A 15112-nucleotide genomic window follows, 5' to 3' on the forward strand; every position below is an offset into this window, starting at 1 on the left:
GCCAGACCGTTCCGTTTCGGGACGGGTCGGGAGAAACAAGGGGGCATGGCTTCCATGGGCAACGACATCGACGTTCACCTGGGCAAGCGCCTGCGTCGCCGCCGTCGTCTGCTGGGTCTCACCCAGCAGCAACTGGCCGGCACGGTCGGCGTGCGCTTTCAGCAGATCCAAAAGTATGAGTGCGGCGCCAACCGCATCTCGGCCGCGCGGCTGTGGCAGCTGTCCGAAGCGCTCGAGGTTCCGGTCGGCTACTTCTACGACGGCCTGTCTGACACCCGTCGCGAGACGACCAGCGAGTCGGCGGAAGGCGGCGAGATGTTCGCCCGCAAGGAAACCTTAGACCTGATCCGGGCCTACTACCTGCTGGGCGAGCGTCCGCGCCGTCGTCTGCTGGACCTGGCCAAGTCGCTGAACGGCGGCGCCGAGCACGCCGACGCCTAAAGTCGACCACCGCGTACAGTCACTGGTAGCGTACCTGCGGCGGGGAGGTTAAATCCCCGCCCATGACGCTTTCCGCTGATCGGCTCACGGCGCTCGACGCCTTCATCCTCGACCTGAACCGGGCTTCGGCGGACGTGATCCTGCCGCTGTTCCGGGCCGACCATGGCCTTGAGGACAAGGGCGCAGGCAAGAACCTGCCGCGCGACACCCACGCCGCCTTCGATCCGGTCACCGAGGCCGATCGCGGCGCCGAGGCGGCCATTCGCGCGCTGATCGCCGAGCGTTTTCCCGATCACGGCGTGATCGGCGAGGAGTATGGCGAAGACCGTCCAGACGCCGAGTTCGTCTGGGTGCTCGACCCGATCGACGGCACCCGAGCCTTTATCGCGGGCCTGCCGCTCTGGACCACCTTGATCGGCCTTCGCCACGAAGGGCGTCCGGTGCTGGGCTCGATCGGCCAGCCTTACGTCAATGAGATCTTCGTCGGCCACGCGGGCGGCGCGCGCCTCGTCTCGGGCGGCGAAGCACGGCCGATCCGCGTGCGCGAGTGCGCCAACATCAATGACGCCGTCATCGCCACCACCGATCCCGACGCCTGTTTCGACGGCGCCGAGCGCGGGGCCTGGCTGCAAGTCCGCGCGGCCGCCAAGCTGGCGCGCCTGGGCTGCGACGCCTACGCCTACGCCATGGTCGCCATGGGCAAGATGGACATGGTCATCGAAGCGGGCCTGAAATCCTGGGACATCGAGGCGGCCATCCCCCTGATCGAGGGCGCCGGCGGCCTGGTCACCAACTGGCGCGGCGAACCCGTCGGCCCGAACGGTGGCCAGATGGTCATTTCGGGTGATCGCCGCCCCTTGGACGAGGCGCTGGTCAGTCTGAGACGTTCGGCGAAATGAGCGGTTCGCGCGGGGCGATCGGATCGACCGTCTCGTCGAAGGCCTGCCAGAACAGCGCGCGGCGGGCGTCGGTCTCGACCAGGATCTCGTGGAAGGCCCCGGGGACCTCGACATAGCGCCCCTTGGGGATACGCCGTGCGATCGATTCTGAGTCGGCGTTCAGCACGCGGTTGTCGAGTTCGGCGCCGAGAATGGTCACCGGAATCGCGATCGCTTCGACCGACTTGCTGCGCCTGAGCCACGCGCACGCTGAGATGGCGAAATCAGCCCAGCCCCAGGTCATGCCCCCCAGAGCGATCTCGGGGTGGGCGCGCAGTTGCGCCTGGTAGCGATCATAGCGCGTCTCATCGTGGGTCAGACCGTCGCCCTGGAAGGTCTGGGTCAGCGGATCATACGGCGTCTGCACATACTCGCCGGCCAAACCCACCCGCGACATCACGAAAGCCAGAGGCCGCGCCAGCCACGGCGGCACGCCGGCGGTGTTGAGGCCCAGCATCGGCGCCGACAACACGGCGGCGGCGAAACGTGTCTCACCCTGGGCCAGGGCCAGGGTCGTCAGGCAACCGCCCATCGAATGGCTCACCGCGATCCAGGGCTTAGGCATCCGCGTCTCGAACGCATCGAGCAGCGCCTCGTAGTCGGAAACGAAGGTCTTGAAGCCGCGCGCGTGACCCTTCAGGCGGTCCGGCAAGGCGCGGGCCGACAGCCCCTGCCCTCGCCAGTCATGCAGCAAGACGGCGAAATCGCGCGCCAAAAGGTCGTCGACGACCTCGAAATACTTCTCAAGCGGCTCGCTGCGTCCGGGGCTGAGCACCACCGAACCCCGGGCGGGGCCTGCCGGGAAAAACGTCGCGGCGCGGAGGGTCGCCCCATCCGCGCCGCGGAACCATTCAGCCTTGCCGTGGTCGGGAACCGGGGCCTCGGGAATCGAGACCAGAGGCGCCGGTTCCTCCATGGCCTAGCGGAGCTTGGCGAACAGGGCGCCCATCTTGGGCTGCAGGCCCATGGCCACGCCCATGTCCGACAGCTTCAGCTTGCCGGTCATGACGGCCATCGTCGGGTCCAGCTTGCCTTCGCCCATGGCGACCAGGTCGTCCAGGGCCAGGGTCATGGTCAGGTCGGCGGGCTTGTCTTCGTTGGTGACCGAGCCGCCGTCGATGTGGATGACACCGGCGTCCTTCAGGTCGAACTTCAGGGACTTGCCCAGGCCGCTGTCGTCGCCAACGGCGGTTTTGATCTTGTCGGTGAGTTCCTGGATGGTGGCCATGGCGCGATCTCCCTCTGCGCTTGTGAGTTGATGAAAAGCTAGACCGGCTGACGCGGATAAGTAAACACCGGTTAGAACAGCCGTTGGTTTATTTCTTGCCGTCGTCGAACGCGACCCTAGTCGGCGTTCGCGACAGCTTCACCCTGGCCGCGCCCTTGTGGGCCTCAGGGTAGAAGACCGGCACGCCACCGACCATCTCGAGTGCGGCCTGGCGGCCGTCGCCATAGACGATCTGGCCGCTCTGCGCGCCGATAAAGCCGATCCCCGGCAGCTTCGGGACCATGAGGGCCAGCGCGGGGCCGGCCGCCTTGCGCATCGCCGCGTTCGACTCCGAAACGGTCAAGGCAAGTTCGCGTGCATCGTACTCCTGGGTCAGCTTGAGAACCGGAGCCGGTATCATGCTGATCGAGAACTTCTTTTCGGCAGGAACATCGACCACGACCTTGGCCTTGCCGTTCAACTGGGTCAGCGTGGGCAGCCGATCAAACTCGCCATCGTCCCCGACGGGCAAGACCGTGGTGGAGCCGTTGGTCTCGACGACAGAAACCTTCACCCCGCCCATGGGCTTGCCTTCGCTGCGCAGGATGTACCGAAGACGCATCCGCGAGCGCTCCTGAGCGGGCACCTTCATGAACTTGTCGAGATAGGGAAACAGCTTCTCGGCGGGGATGACCTTCTCTCGTGCGGAGGCGGGCGTCGCGGCAGCGATCAGCGCAAGGCCAAGGCCGGCTACGGCCAGCGTCTTGAATGTCTTGCTCTGGTTCATTTCGGCTTCGCGAACTTCAAGGTCATGCGGTCGCTCTCCCCGATCGCATCATATTTGGAATGGTCGAAACCCGGCTCGGCCGGCTCGCCGCGCGGCGCCGACAGGCGCGTGGGCGGCAGGGTCCAGACACCGAAGGGATGGTCCTTGGTGTCCTTGGGATTGGCGTTGATCTCGCTGGTCCCGATCAGGATGAAGCCGGCCTCCTTGGCAATCTGGATGACGTAGTCCTGCTGGACATAGCCATCCTCGGCCAGCACGTCCTGGACGCGTCCCGGCTGCCCGCGATGTTCCTCGATCCCCAAAATCCCGCCGGGCTTGAGCGCTGCAAGCGCGTCCTTGAAGGCCTTCTCGGCGATGCCGCCGGCCATCCAGTTATGCAGATTGCGCAGGAACAGCACGAGATCGGCGCTGCCCGCCGGCGCGACGGGCCCGCTGGTCGGGCCGAAGGCCGTAAAGGCCACCTCGCCATAGACCTTCTTTTTCTCGGCCAGCTTGCGGCGGTAGCCGTCGACGATCGTGGCGGCCGCAGGGTCAGCGGGGCCGGTCGTCTCCAGCATGGCTTCATAGAGCTTGCCGCGGGTGTCGGCCAGGAACGGCGCCAGGATGTCGGTGTACCAGCCTGCTCCCGGCCAGAACTCGACCACGGTCTGGCCGGGCTTGAGCTCCCAGAATTTCAGGCTTTCGACAGGATGACGCCAAACGTCGCGCGCGCGGTCGGCCGGCGGACGCCAGTTTCCCGCCACCGCCGCCTCGATCGTATTCGGCCCGGCCTTGGCGGCGGCCTTGGCCTCCACCTTCGCCGGGTCGTCCTTTTTCCCGCACGACGCCAGAGCCAAGGCGCCGACGCCCGCCACCAAGCTTCGCCGCGACCAGAGTTGAACCGGAATCATCATTCCCCCACAGCGCGGAAAAGCCTGGCGGCAGACCTTGGCGAAAGTCAGGCAGGCTTGCGGAAGCGCAGGGTCATCCGGTCGCTTTCACCGATAGCGTCATACTTGCTGCGGTCGAAGTTGGGATCGGCGGGCTGGCCGCCCGGCGCGGTGCGCTTCACCGGCGGCAGGGTCCAGACGCCGAACGGGTGGTCCTTGGTGTCCTTCGGGTTGGCGTTGATCTCCGATTGAGCGTCCAGCTTGAAGCCGGCTTTCTCGGCGATGGCGATCACCGTGGCGGTGTTGAGGTAACCGTCAGCGCCGGCGGCCTTTTCCGAACGCGGGTCGGCGCGGTGCTCCTCGACGGCCAGCACGCCGCCCGGCTTCAGCACGGCGAAGAAGTCGGCGAACACCTTGTCGGCGACGCCCGGCTGCACGGTCCAGTTATGGACGTTACGCGCCGTCAGCACGATGTCGGCCGAACCCGGCGCGCCGAGCGGACCCGACACCGGGCCGAAATTGGCGAACTGCGGCTTGCCGTACTTGGCTTCGTCAGCGAAGCGGGCTTCGAAGTCAGCGCGGCCCTTGCGGGCGCCTTCCGACAGCTTCGGATTGGCAAGGTCGGCGACGCCGGCCACGTAGGTTCCGCCGGTGGCCTTGGCGTAGGGCGCCAGGATCGCGGTCCAGTAGCCGCCGCCGGGCGAGACCTCGATCACGGTCTGCTTGGGCTTGAGACCCCAGAAGATCAGGCTCTCATACGGATGACGGGCGCCGTCGCGAGCGACGTCGGCGGCGGGGCGGGTCGGCGAGGCGATCGCAGCCTTCAGGGCGGCGTCGGTGGCGGCGAAGGCGGCCGGCGCGGACAGAGTGAAAGCGGCGGCCAGAAGCAGAACTTGGCGACGAAGCGGCATGGGGAAGTGTCCTTCGGTCGGATGGGAGCGGCGACCTTAGCCATGGTTATCGGCGCGTCAAACGATTCACGTTCTGTGAGTTGGCGCCCCTTGAACCCGAAAATCCGCTCACCAACTACATGAACGAAGGCGCTGGATGACCGGGCCTTCCGGACCGCAGGTGACGCCGATTTCGGGTCGCCGAAGGGACGAAACCCTTGAGACCTTGCTTGATGAGAAGGATCTAATTCTATGCGTACGATCGACCTTTCGCCCCTGTACCGCTCGCTCGTCGGCTTTGACCGCCTCGCCGACCAGCTGGACGCCGCCGCGCGTAACGAAGCGGCCTCGGGCTATCCCCCCTACAACATCGAACGCACCGGCGAGAACGCCTACCGCATCGAGATCGCGGTGGCGGGCTTCAAGCCCGAAGAACTGAACGTCGAGGTGAAGGAAAACCTGCTGACCGTCACCGGCCGCAAGGCCGCGAACGACGAAGCCAAGCAGTACCTGCATCGCGGCCTGGCCGAGCGCAACTTCGAGCGCAAGTTCCAGCTGACCGACTACTTGGTGGTGGTCGACGCCGATCTGTCGAACGGCCTGCTGTCGATCGCGTTGAAGCGCGAACTGCCCGAAGCGCTCAAGCCCCGCACGGTGGAGATCAAGACGCCCTCTGCCTCGACCCTGATCGAAGGCGAAAAGGCCGCGTAACCCGCAGCCCTGCTGTTTCTGTCTCCCAATCCCCTCTGAACTTGGGCGGCGCCGAAAGGCGCCGCCTTTTTCGTGGGATCAGTCCGGCATCGAAAGATCAAGGCCCTGGATCTGGCTGAGATCCACGTCCCGGAAGCTGGTCTTGACCACTCGCGCGCCGGTGAGGTCCGCGCCGCGCAGATCGGCGCCATCGAGGATGGCTTCGCTCAAATCCGCCGTTTGCAACAGCGCGTACCGCAGACGCGCGGCCTGCAGGCTCGACTGGGTCCGACGCTCCGGCCCCAGCGGCAAAGGCGACAGGACGGCTTGCCGCAGATCCGCCTTGGTCAGGTTGGCGCCCGCCAGCTTGGCGCCACGCAGGTCGGCCCCACGCAGATTGGCCGCCCGAAGATCGGCGTTCTGAAGATTGGCGCCCTGCAATTGCGCGCCCGACAGATCAAGACCGATCATGCAGGCGCCCTTGGCGCTCATGGCGGTCAGCCGAAGACCCTTGAGCTTGTCGCCGAGCGGACGCAGATCCTCGCCATCCAGGCGCGCCGCCGAGCCTTCCCGGCCGCCCGTCTGACACCAACGCTGATTGTCGACGCAGCGACGCAGCAGTTCTTCGGCCCGAGCCAAAGCCTCGCGGCTGGCGGCCTTGAGGGTCCCGTTCATGTGAGCGCCGCTGACCCGCGCGGTCGAGGTGTCGACCCCGGCCATGACCGCTCCCGACAGGTTGGCGCCTTCAAGGTTGGTTCCCTTGACGTCGGCGCCGTCGAGGATCGCGCCGCACAGGTTGGCTTCCTTGAGGTTCGCCCCCGAGAGCTTGGCGCCCTTGAGCGAGCAATCGCTGAAGTCGGCCTTGAAGGCGGAGACGCCCTCGAACTGCGAGCCGTCCAGCGTGGCCCCGGAGAAGTTGACCTCGTCGGCCTCGCCCTGACGCGTTTCATGGCGCAGCGTATCGAGACCCTTCCGGGGATGGGGAATGGCGATCTGGCCCTCTCGGAAGTCGGCCTGGGTCAAATCTGCCTGGGCGAGGTTGGCGCCGCGCAGGCAGGCGCCGCGCAGATCGGCGCGGACCATGGACGCCTGGCGCATGTCGCTCTTGCGCAGATCACAGCCGAACAGGCTCGCCCGGTCCAGCTTGGTGCGGACCATGCGGCAGCCCTCGAGGACCGAGGCGGAAAGGTCCGCATCGACCAGGTTCCGAAACGACAGATCTAGGCCCGACAGCTGGACGAAACGGAGCGAAGCCCGCTTCCCCCCCTGCTTGCCGGTAACGAATTTCTCGTGCGCCGTCACGATCATGTCGAGCTCGGCTTGGCTCAGGCGGCGTCGCCCGGCCACGCTCTGCGCGGCGTTCATAAGGAATTTCCCCGTATGACTTTGTTCTCTTAGTTACGGGGACTCTAACGCCGACCAACGAGCGAAGCGTTAAGACTGCGTCGGATTGTCGCAAAATATTTCCTAGATGACATCATCCAGGCCGCGCGCCGCCAGCCTGATGGCGCCGGTCAGATCCAGGTCGCGTAGCTGCGCGCCGGTAAAGTTGGCGCGCGAGACATCCGCGCCGGCCATTCGGGCCTGCCGCAGGTCAGCGCGCGCGAGGTCGGCGTTGGTAAGAATCGCCCCCGTCAGATCGACCGGCAGCAAGCGGTCGGCTGCGATGAGCAGCGGCCCCAGCTGTGCGTCACGCAGGTCCGCTCCCGTCAGCTTGGCGCCCTTCAACCGCGCGCCTCGCAGGTCGGCGCGGCGCAGGTTGCAGGCTCGCAGATCGGCGCCATCCAACTGCGCGCCCTGCATCTGCACGCCTTCCATGTCGAGGCCGTAGAACACCGCCCCCTTCGCCGACAGGGCCGTGAGATTGAAGCCTCGGACAGATCGCAGATTCCGCAGATCGGCCTTGTCGAACACCGAGGGCTTGCCCTCGCCGCCGCCGGTCTCGATCCATCGTGCGTGGTCGGCGATCATCTGCTCATACGGCAGGTCAGAGACGCTTGTGCCCGACGGCTTGTCGGTCAACGCGCCGTCCATATTGGTGTCGTTGACGTTCCAGGACAGGGTCTTGGCCCCAACCAGCACGGCGTTGCGCAGATCAGCGCCGGCGAGGTTAGCGCCCGACAGATCGGCCCCCGCCAGGTTGGCGCCGTTGAAATTGGCCTGTTTGAGGTTGGCCCGAACCAGCTTGGCGTCCTTCAGGATAGCGTCACTGAAGTCCGCCTTCGTCGCGACGATGCCCGACAGGCGCGAACGCTCGAGGTTGGCGCCCGACAGGTTCGCGCCGGCCGCGAAGGCTTCGCGTTGGGTCGGTTCGATGACGCGATAACCTTCCTTGCGGTCGGCGGCGGCGATCGTGCCCTCCCGCAGATCGGCCTCGAACATGTCGGCGCCGGTCAGGTTGGCGCCGCGCAGACTGGATCCGCGCAGGTCAGCCCGCCGCAACGACGCGTCGGTCAAGTCGGCGCCTTGCAGATCCGCGCCATAGAAGTTGGCGTTGTCCAGCTTGGCTTTTCGCAGGTCACAGCCGACGAGAATGGCGCCGGTGAAATCGGCGTCGCAGAGATTGCGCCCCGGCACGGAGAGGCCAGACAGGTCGCAGAACGCGAACACCGCGCGCGCGCCCCCCATCCGCGCCGACCACAGACGGTCATGCTTGGCGCAGATGACGTCCACTTCGTACTGCGTCAGGCGCTTGTATTCTTGTGGCGTGCTGGCGGCGGCGCTCATGGCTCGCTGGGTATCCCGAGTTAACGGGACACCTTGCGCAGAGCAAAATTAACGCCGTGTTTCCAACACCTTCCGCTTAAGCTTTCGGCGTTTTAACCAACTTTGGGAAGCGCCTCAGCCCGACTGTCGTCCAGGTAGCGCGCGCCGGTCGGCTTCAATGCAGCATCCAGGTCGATCACCAGCGGATTGCCGGTCGGAATCTCCACACCGACGATCTGGTCGTCCGGCACGTTGAACAGATGCTTGACGATGGCGCGCAGCGAGTTGCCGTGAGCGGCGATCAGCACAGTCTCACCCGCCTTGAGATGCGGAGCGATGTCGCTTTCCCAGTAGGGCAGAACGCGAACCAGCGTCGTCGCCAGGCTTTCCGTGCTGGGCAGGCTTGCGCCCTTGTAGCGGCGGTCCTTGCTGAAGTCGTACTCGCCGCCCGGCGCCAGCTCCGGCGGCGGGATATCGTACGAACGGCGCCAGATGGTCACCTGCTCGACGCCGTGCTTTTCGGCGGTCTCAGCCTTGTTCAGGCCGGTCAGCCCGCCATAGTGGCGCTCGTTCAAGCGCCAGTCCTTGGTCACCGGCACGAAGCTCTGCTTGGCGGCGTCCAGCGCCAGATTGCCCGTGCGGATGGCGCGGGTCTGAACCGAGGTGAACAAGCGGTCGATCTCGATGCCGGCCGCAGCGATCAGCTCGCCGCCCTTCCGGGCCTGAGCTTCGCCCTCAGCGGTGAGGTCAACATCAACCCAACCGGTGAAGCGGTTTTCCAGGTTCCACTGGCTTTGGCCATGGCGCAGCAGGACGAGCGTCGGCATCGGGCTTCCTTCGGAGATCAGGGAAATGTCAGGGCGGGCTAAGGCCAGCCCGCTTCAGCGTCAAGCGCCGAAGCGACCAAGGACCCGATCGGCCCGGTGCGCGCCCCCTCCCCCAGGCCGCCGCGCGTGCTATAGGCGAGCCATGCCTGATCGCATCTTCATGCCTCTTATGGGACTCATCGCCGCCGCGCTGATCGCCCTCTCTCTCGTCTGGCCCCAGGGCCAGGGCGACCGCTCCTGGGGCCCCTTCGGCCACACGCCCGTTCAGCAGACCCCGGAGATGAGGGCCAAGATTCAGCGGGAAAAGGACTCGGCGCGCCGTCGGGACGAGGCGGCGAAAAAGGCTGTCGAGGCCATGGATCAGCTTTCGCAATGAGCGCCTTCAACGCTGTTCAGGTGGGCCGCCGCGTCCTCGCCGTAGAAGCCGATGCGCTGCGCGTCCTCGCAGACTCGCTGGGCGAGGCCTTCGCCAATGCGGTCGAGACGATCTTCAACGCCAAGGGTCGCGTCGTCTGCACGGGCATGGGCAAGTCGGGGCATGTGGCGCGGAAGATCGCCGCCACCCTCGCTTCGACCGGCACCCAGGCGATGTTCGTCCACCCCGCCGAAGCCTCGCACGGCGACCTGGGCATGATCGGGCCAGACGACGTGGTTCTGGCGCTGTCCAAGTCGGGCGCCGGCCGCGAACTGGCCGACACCCTGGCCTACGCTAAGCGCTTCTCGATCCCGCTGATCGCCATGACCGCCGTGGCCGACAGCCCGCTCGGTCAGGCGGGCGACATCCTGCTGCTGCTCCCCGACGCGCCCGAGGGGACGGCGGAAGTGAACGCCCCGACCACGTCGACCACCCTGCAGATCGCGCTGGGCGACGCGATCGCTGTGGCTCTGCTGGAGCGGCGCGGCTTCACCGCCAGCGACTTCCGCGTCTTCCACCCCGGCGGCAAGCTCGGCGCTATGCTGCGCACGGTCGGCGACCTGATGCACGGCGCCGATGAGCTTCCCCTGGTCGCCGCCGACGCCGCCATGCCCGACGCTTTACTGGTCATGAGCGAAAAGCGTTTCGGCGCGGTCGGCGTCGTTGATGACGCGGGTCACCTGGCCGGCTTGATCACGGACGGTGATCTGCGTCGACACATGGATGGGCTGCTGACCCACACCGCCGGCGAGGTCATGACGCACGCTCCCCTGACCATCGGCCCCGGCGCCCTGGCGGCTGAAGCGCTGAAGGTTATGAACGAGCGGCGGATCACCGTGCTTTTCGTCGTCGAGCGCGAACGCCCCGTCGGCATTCTACATGTGCACGACCTGCTTCGCGCGGGTGTGATCTAGGTCACATCGAAACTTTGTAAAACCTTGTCATGCGAACGCGCTAGTCGTGCCGCGTCCGCACGGCTAAAGCCATACCATCTCAACTGAAGCGAGCCTTCAATGTTCTCCTCGCCCCGCGCCGATCTGGTTCCGAATACGGCTGCTTACGAAAACGAAGCCCTGGTCAAGGCGACGGGCTTTCGCGAGTACGACGCGCGCTGGCTGTTTGGGCCGGAGATCAATCTCCTGGGCGTGCAGGCCCTGGGCCTGGGTCTGGGAACCTATATCCACGAACTGGGCCAATCGAAGATCGTGGTCGGCCATGACTTCCGCTCGTATTCGACCTCGATCAAGAACGCCCTGATCCTGGGTCTGATCAGCGCCGGCTGCGAGGTGCACGACATTGGCCTGGCCCTGTCGCCCACCGCCTATTTCGCCCAGTTCGACCTCGACATCCCGTGCGTGGCCATGGTCACGGCCAGCCACAACGAAAACGGCTGGACCGGCGTGAAGATGGGCGCCCAGAAGCCGCTGACCTTCGGCCCCGACGAGATGAGCCGCCTCAAGGCCATCGTGCTGAACGCCGAGTTCGTCGAGCGCGATGGCGGCAAGCTGATCCGCGTGCAGGGCGAGGCCCAGCGCTATATCGACGACGTGGCCAAGCGCGCCAGCGTCACCCGTCCCCTGAAGGTGATCGCCGCCTGCGGTAACGGCACGGCCGGCGCCTTCGTGGTCGAGGCCCTGCAGAAGATGGGTGTCGCTGAGGTCGTGCCGATGGACACCGACCTCGACTTCACCTTCCCCAAGTACAATCCCAACCCCGAAGACGCCGAGATGCTGCACGCGATGGCTGACGCTGTCCGTGAGACGGGCGCGGACCTGGCGTTCGGCTTCGACGGCGACGGCGACCGCTGCGGCGTGGTCGATGACGAGGGCGAGGAGATCTTCGCCGACAAGATCGGCCTGATGCTGGCGCGCGACCTGGCCCCGCTGCATCCGGGCGCGACCTTCGTCGTGGATGTGAAGTCGACGGGCCTCTACGCCACCGATCCGATCCTGGCCCAGCACGGCTGCAAGGTGATCTACTGGAAGACCGGCCACAGCTACATCAAGCGCAAGAGCGCGGAGCTGGGCGCCCTGGCCGGCTTCGAAAAGAGCGGCCACTTCTTCATGAACGGCGAGCTGGGCTATGGCTACGACTGCGGCCTGACCGCCGCCGCGGCCATCCTGGCCATGCTGGACCGCAATCCCGGCGTGAAGCTGTCGGACATGCGCAAGGCCCTGCCGGTGGCCTTCACCTCCCTGACCATGAGCCCCAAGTGCGGCGACGAGGTGAAGTACGGCGTCGTCGCCGACGTGGTGAAGGAATACGAGGACCTGTTCGCCGCCGGCGGTTCGATCCTGGGCCGCAAGATCACCGAGGTGATCACGGTCAACGGCGTGCGGGTGCACCTGGAGGACGGCTCCTGGGTCCTGGTCCGCGCCTCGTCCAACAAGCCCGAGGTCGTCGTCGTGGTCGAAAGCACCCAGTCCGAAGACGACATGCGCGCCCTCTTCCGCCAGGAGGTCAAGCCGCGCCTGGGCGACCGGGTCGGCAAGTACAATCAGGAAATCTGAGTGAGCTGAGATGCTCACCAAAGGCCGGGGCGAACGCTCCGGCCTTTTTCTTTGGTGCGCGATTGTCTAACCAGACGCCATGATCAGGCTCCGCCCTTCCCGCCCCGATGACGGTCCACGGGTCCTGGAGATCTGGGCGGCCGCCGTTGACGCTACGCACGACTTCCTCTCCGCCGAGGATCGCACCGCTATCGGCCGCGAGGTCGAGGCGTTCCTGCCCTATGCGCCCCTGACCGTGGCCGTCGATCGCCGGGATCGGCCGGTCGGCTTCATGCTGATCCAAGACGGCCGCCTGGAGGCGCTGTTCGTGGATCCCGAGCACCACGACGCTGGGATCGGCCGCATGCTGATCGAGTACGCCCTGGCGGTGCATCCGCTGCTGGACCTGGACGTCAACGAACAGAACGCCCAGGCGCTCGGCTTCTACCGGCATATGGGTTTCGACCCCATCGGCTGGTCAGCCACCGACGGCCAGGGCCGGCCCTATCCGCTGGTCCATATGCGGTTCGGCGACTGAGCCTGGGCAGCGCCAAGGCGGGGCGGCTTTCTTGCTGATCATCCCGGGCGTAGCGGCCGCGTCGGGGCGCCCTGCCCCTTGGGCCAAGTCCGACGGAGGGGTAAGCAGGCATCGTTAGACTCAAGGACCCGCCATGCGCCTGCCCGCCCTCGTCCTCGCCTTCATCGCCCTGCTGGTCTCGCCCGCCTGGGCCCAGCGACTGGACGAGACGCCGCGCGTGGCGGTCATCTCGGCCTTTCCGCCGGAAATCGGCGCGCTGAACGCCGCCACCGCCGAACAGAAGGCCTATGAGGTCAACGGCGTGCGATTCATGACCGGCAAGCTCGAGGGCAAACCGGTCGTGGTGTTCCTGAGCGGGGTGTCGATGGTCAACGCGGCCATGACCACCCAGATGGCGCTGGAGCGCTTCAACATCACGCGGATCGTTTTCTCGGGCATCGCCGGCGGCGTCGACGAGAGCCTCGACATCGGCGACGTTGTGGTCGCCGACCAGTGGGCTCAGAACCTGGAAAGCGCCTTCGCGCGCGAGACCGACAAGGGCTTCGAGGTCTCGCCCAGCATCCGCACGACGACCCTGGCCAACTACGGCATGATCTTTCCGCGCGGTATCCACATGCCGGGCGATGCCCTGGGAGCGCCCGCGCGCGTTTGGTTCCCAACCGATCCGATCCTGCTGGATACCGCCCGCAAGGTGGCCGCCGATGTCGCCCTGCAGCGCTGCGCGGCCGACAAGTGCCTGGTTCACCCGCCGAAGGTCGTGATCGGCGGCAACGGCGTTTCGGCGTCGGTGTTCCTGGACAACGCCGCCTATCGCAAATACCTGCGCGCCACCTTCGAGGCCCGGGTGGTCGACATGGAAAGCGCGGCCGTCGCCCACGTGGCGCTGGTCAACAAGACCCCGTTCATCGCCTTCCGCAGCCTGTCGGACCTGGCCGGCGGCGGCGCGGGCGACAATGAGATGCACACCTTCATGGCCCTCGCCTCGGACAACTCGGCCACGGTGGTGAAGGCGTTCGTCAAGGCGCTGCCCTAAACTTCCCAACACCCTGAGTTCAGACCCCGGAGGAGCAAACCATGTCGTCTTTCGATCGCCGCGTCCTGATCTCGGGCGGCCTGGCGGCCAGCGCCGCACTGGCGACGCCCGCGAGCGCCGCGCCTGACGCCCCGATGCTGTTTCACCAGGTGTTCTTCTGGCTAAAGAACCCGGGCGACAAGGCTGATCGGGACAAACTGATCGCGGGGCTGAAGGCGCTGAAGGCCATCGACGTCATCCAGCAACTGCACGTCGGCGTGCCCGCTGCGACCGAGAAGCGCGACGTCGTCGACAACAGCTACGATGTCTCCGAACTGATGGTGTTCAAGAGCGTCGAGGACCAGAAGCGCTACCGGGACCACCCGCTGCTCCAGAAATTCGTGGCCGATTGCAGCCATCTGTGGAGCAAGGTGGTGGTCTACGACTCGATGTCGGTTTGAAGGGGCAAACACCCTAGCCTTTAAAACCCCGTGTCATCCCGGAAGCCTCGCAGAGGCTGTCCGGGACCCGGGGGGTCCAAGAGCGCCGTGCGAGCCGCCCCTGGGTCTCGGCTCTACCGCCGGCTTTCGCCGGGGTTCGGCCGGGATGACACGGAAGGGGTGAGTCGCCCCTTACCGCGTCCCGAACGTGCGGTCGCCCGCGTCGCCGAGCCCCGGCACGATGTAGCCGTGGTCGTTCAGCGTCTGATCGATCGCCGCCGTCCAGATCGGCACGTCCGGGTGGGCCTCGCGCAGAGCATCGACACCCGCTTGCGCCGCCAGCAGGCAGACAAAGCGCAGGTTGGTGACGCCATAGTGCTTGAGGCGGGCGATCGCCGCGATGGCCGAGTGGCCGGTGGCCAGCATCGGATCGACGACAATGACCAGGCGGCCGGCGATGTCCTCGGGCGCCTTGAAATAGTATTCGACCGCCTCCAGCGTCTCGTGATCGCGATAGAGGCCGATATGCGCCACTCGCGCCGACGGCACGAGGTCCAGCATGCCCTCGCACATGCCCAGGCCCGCGCGCAGGATCGGTGCGAAGACCAGCTTCTTGCCGGCGATCTCATAGGCCGTGGTCGGCGCGACCGGGGTCTCGATCTGGACCTCGTCCATCGGCAGGTCGCGCGTGACCTCGTAGCAGATCAGCGTCGCGGTCTCGCGCATCAGGGCGCGGAACGTCTTGGTCGAGGTCGTCCTGTCCCGCATCTTGGTCAGCTTGTGCTGGACGAGCGGATGGCTGACGACGGTGACGTTGGACATGGAGAGCTCTGCTAGGAACGTGGCTTCACGCTCCTAGCAGC

Annotated in this window: 18 protein-coding genes; 9 read left to right on the forward strand and 9 right to left on the reverse strand. The window is 66.3% G+C overall.

Features of this window, described 5'->3' with window-relative positions:
* The first annotated feature begins 45 nt into the window (after positions 1 to 45).
* Both CVUC_RS05585 and hisN read left to right on the forward strand, forming a co-directional pair.
* Positions 46 to 441 (forward strand): helix-turn-helix domain-containing protein, encoded by a 396-nt coding sequence (locus tag CVUC_RS05585; protein WP_010920112.1) that lies wholly within the window; start codon positions 46 to 48, stop codon positions 439 to 441.
* Positions 442 to 503: 62 nt separating this feature from the next.
* Positions 504 to 1340: a histidinol-phosphatase gene (hisN, locus tag CVUC_RS05590; RefSeq protein WP_096033660.1), complete on the forward strand. Its 837-nt coding sequence runs from the start codon at positions 504 to 506 to the stop codon at positions 1338 to 1340.
* Here the strand turns inward: hisN and CVUC_RS05595 are convergent.
* The 5 genes from CVUC_RS05595 to CVUC_RS05615 all read right to left on the reverse strand — a co-directional run bounded on the left by CVUC_RS05595 (position 1315) and on the right by CVUC_RS05615 (position 5153).
* A complete protein-coding gene (locus CVUC_RS05595; protein WP_096033661.1) occupies positions 1315 to 2295 on the reverse strand; it encodes an alpha/beta fold hydrolase in 981 nt (326 codons plus the stop codon). The two genes, hisN and CVUC_RS05595, sit on opposite strands and share 26 nt — an antisense overlap.
* A gap of 3 nt (positions 2296 to 2298) precedes the next feature.
* Positions 2299 to 2607, reverse strand: coding sequence for an SCP2 sterol-binding domain-containing protein (locus CVUC_RS05600; RefSeq protein ID WP_010920115.1), 309 nt, complete (start codon positions 2605 to 2607; stop codon positions 2299 to 2301).
* Between the two features lie 88 nt (positions 2608 to 2695).
* Entirely contained in the window at positions 2696 to 3373 is a 678-nt protein-coding gene (locus tag CVUC_RS05605; protein ID WP_096033662.1) for a hypothetical protein, read from the reverse strand.
* Positions 3370 to 4266 carry a class I SAM-dependent methyltransferase gene (locus CVUC_RS05610; RefSeq protein WP_096033663.1) on the reverse strand — a complete coding sequence of 299 codons (897 nt, stop codon included), beginning with the start codon at positions 4264 to 4266 and terminating at the stop codon, positions 3370 to 3372. Before CVUC_RS05610 ends, CVUC_RS05605 begins: the two co-directional genes overlap by 4 nt.
* Before the next feature lie 44 nt (positions 4267 to 4310).
* Positions 4311 to 5153 carry a class I SAM-dependent methyltransferase gene (locus CVUC_RS05615; RefSeq protein ID WP_010920118.1) on the reverse strand — a complete coding sequence of 281 codons (843 nt, stop codon included), beginning with the start codon at positions 5151 to 5153 and terminating at the stop codon, positions 4311 to 4313.
* A 231-nt stretch (positions 5154 to 5384) separates the two neighbouring features.
* Here CVUC_RS05615 and CVUC_RS05620 point away from each other — a divergent pair, with 231 nt between their 5' ends.
* Complete coding sequence (locus CVUC_RS05620; RefSeq protein ID WP_010920119.1) at positions 5385 to 5843, forward strand: Hsp20 family protein; 459 nt, start codon at positions 5385 to 5387, stop codon at positions 5841 to 5843.
* A gap of 78 nt (positions 5844 to 5921) precedes the next feature.
* Here the strand turns inward: CVUC_RS05620 and CVUC_RS05625 are convergent, their stop codons facing one another.
* From CVUC_RS05625 to gpmA, 3 genes are all read right to left on the reverse strand, one after another.
* A complete protein-coding gene (locus CVUC_RS05625) occupies positions 5922 to 7187 on the reverse strand; it encodes a pentapeptide repeat-containing protein (protein ID WP_096033664.1) in 1266 nt (421 codons plus the stop codon).
* Positions 7188 to 7289: 102 nt separating this feature from the next.
* A complete protein-coding gene (locus CVUC_RS05630; RefSeq protein WP_010920121.1) occupies positions 7290 to 8549 on the reverse strand; it encodes a pentapeptide repeat-containing protein in 1260 nt (419 codons plus the stop codon).
* A 92-nt stretch (positions 8550 to 8641) separates the two neighbouring features.
* Positions 8642 to 9355: a 2,3-diphosphoglycerate-dependent phosphoglycerate mutase gene (gpmA, locus tag CVUC_RS05635; RefSeq protein WP_010920122.1), complete on the reverse strand. Its 714-nt coding sequence runs from the start codon at positions 9353 to 9355 to the stop codon at positions 8642 to 8644.
* A 160-nt stretch (positions 9356 to 9515) separates the two neighbouring features.
* Between gpmA and CVUC_RS19855 the strand changes: the two genes are divergently transcribed.
* From CVUC_RS19855 to CVUC_RS05665, 6 genes are all read left to right on the forward strand, one after another.
* On the forward strand, positions 9516 to 9731 hold the full coding sequence (locus tag CVUC_RS19855) for a hypothetical protein (RefSeq protein ID WP_164468277.1): 216 nt from the start codon (positions 9516 to 9518) through the stop codon (positions 9729 to 9731).
* Positions 9728 to 10684, forward strand: coding sequence for a KpsF/GutQ family sugar-phosphate isomerase (locus tag CVUC_RS05645; protein ID WP_096033666.1), 957 nt, complete (start codon positions 9728 to 9730; stop codon positions 10682 to 10684). Before CVUC_RS19855 ends, CVUC_RS05645 begins: the two co-directional genes overlap by 4 nt.
* A 99-nt stretch (positions 10685 to 10783) precedes the next feature.
* Positions 10784 to 12280 carry a phosphomannomutase/phosphoglucomutase gene (locus tag CVUC_RS05650; protein ID WP_096033667.1) on the forward strand — a complete coding sequence of 499 codons (1497 nt, stop codon included), beginning with the start codon at positions 10784 to 10786 and terminating at the stop codon, positions 12278 to 12280.
* Positions 12281 to 12359: 79 nt separating this feature from the next.
* Positions 12360 to 12797: an acetyltransferase gene (locus CVUC_RS05655; RefSeq protein ID WP_010920126.1), complete on the forward strand. Its 438-nt coding sequence runs from the start codon at positions 12360 to 12362 to the stop codon at positions 12795 to 12797.
* Between the two features lie 133 nt (positions 12798 to 12930).
* Entirely contained in the window at positions 12931 to 13830 is a 900-nt protein-coding gene (locus CVUC_RS05660; protein WP_096033668.1) for a 5'-methylthioadenosine/S-adenosylhomocysteine nucleosidase, read from the forward strand.
* Between the two features lie 41 nt (positions 13831 to 13871).
* Complete coding sequence (locus tag CVUC_RS05665; protein ID WP_096033669.1) at positions 13872 to 14270, forward strand: Dabb family protein; 399 nt, start codon at positions 13872 to 13874, stop codon at positions 14268 to 14270.
* Positions 14271 to 14441: 171 nt separating this feature from the next.
* Here CVUC_RS05665 and upp read toward each other — a convergent pair whose 3' ends face one another.
* Complete coding sequence (gene upp / locus CVUC_RS05670) at positions 14442 to 15071, reverse strand: uracil phosphoribosyltransferase (RefSeq protein WP_096033670.1); 630 nt, start codon at positions 15069 to 15071, stop codon at positions 14442 to 14444.
* Between the last annotated feature and the right edge of the window lie 41 nt (positions 15072 to 15112).

The organism is Caulobacter vibrioides (assembly GCF_002858865.1).
In the GTDB taxonomy this organism is placed as follows: domain Bacteria; phylum Pseudomonadota; class Alphaproteobacteria; order Caulobacterales; family Caulobacteraceae; genus Caulobacter; species Caulobacter vibrioides.

Coding starts and splice junctions, on each gene's coding strand:
- CVUC_RS05585 (WP_010920112.1), top strand. CDS start 46: ATGGCTTCCATGGGCAACGACATCGACGTTCACCTGGGCAAGCGCCTG.
- hisN (WP_096033660.1), top strand. CDS start 504: ATGACGCTTTCCGCTGATCGGCTCACGGCGCTCGACGCCTTCATCCTC.
- CVUC_RS05595 (WP_096033661.1), bottom strand. CDS start 2,295: ATGGAGGAACCGGCGCCTCTGGTCTCGATTCCCGAGGCCCCGGTTCCC.
- CVUC_RS05600 (WP_010920115.1), bottom strand. CDS start 2,607: ATGGCCACCATCCAGGAACTCACCGACAAGATCAAAACCGCCGTTGGC.
- CVUC_RS05605 (WP_096033662.1), bottom strand. CDS start 3,373: ATGAACCAGAGCAAGACATTCAAGACGCTGGCCGTAGCCGGCCTTGGC.
- CVUC_RS05610 (WP_096033663.1), bottom strand. CDS start 4,266: ATGATGATTCCGGTTCAACTCTGGTCGCGGCGAAGCTTGGTGGCGGGC.
- CVUC_RS05615 (WP_010920118.1), bottom strand. CDS start 5,153: ATGCCGCTTCGTCGCCAAGTTCTGCTTCTGGCCGCCGCTTTCACTCTG.
- CVUC_RS05620 (WP_010920119.1), top strand. CDS start 5,385: ATGCGTACGATCGACCTTTCGCCCCTGTACCGCTCGCTCGTCGGCTTT.
- CVUC_RS05625 (WP_096033664.1), bottom strand. CDS start 7,187: ATGAACGCCGCGCAGAGCGTGGCCGGGCGACGCCGCCTGAGCCAAGCC.
- CVUC_RS05630 (WP_010920121.1), bottom strand. CDS start 8,549: ATGAGCGCCGCCGCCAGCACGCCACAAGAATACAAGCGCCTGACGCAG.
- gpmA (WP_010920122.1), bottom strand. CDS start 9,355: ATGCCGACGCTCGTCCTGCTGCGCCATGGCCAAAGCCAGTGGAACCTG.
- CVUC_RS19855 (WP_164468277.1), top strand. CDS start 9,516: ATGCCTCTTATGGGACTCATCGCCGCCGCGCTGATCGCCCTCTCTCTC.
- CVUC_RS05645 (WP_096033666.1), top strand. CDS start 9,728: ATGAGCGCCTTCAACGCTGTTCAGGTGGGCCGCCGCGTCCTCGCCGTA.
- CVUC_RS05650 (WP_096033667.1), top strand. CDS start 10,784: ATGTTCTCCTCGCCCCGCGCCGATCTGGTTCCGAATACGGCTGCTTAC.
- CVUC_RS05655 (WP_010920126.1), top strand. CDS start 12,360: ATGATCAGGCTCCGCCCTTCCCGCCCCGATGACGGTCCACGGGTCCTG.
- CVUC_RS05660 (WP_096033668.1), top strand. CDS start 12,931: ATGCGCCTGCCCGCCCTCGTCCTCGCCTTCATCGCCCTGCTGGTCTCG.
- CVUC_RS05665 (WP_096033669.1), top strand. CDS start 13,872: ATGTCGTCTTTCGATCGCCGCGTCCTGATCTCGGGCGGCCTGGCGGCC.
- upp (WP_096033670.1), bottom strand. CDS start 15,071: ATGTCCAACGTCACCGTCGTCAGCCATCCGCTCGTCCAGCACAAGCTG.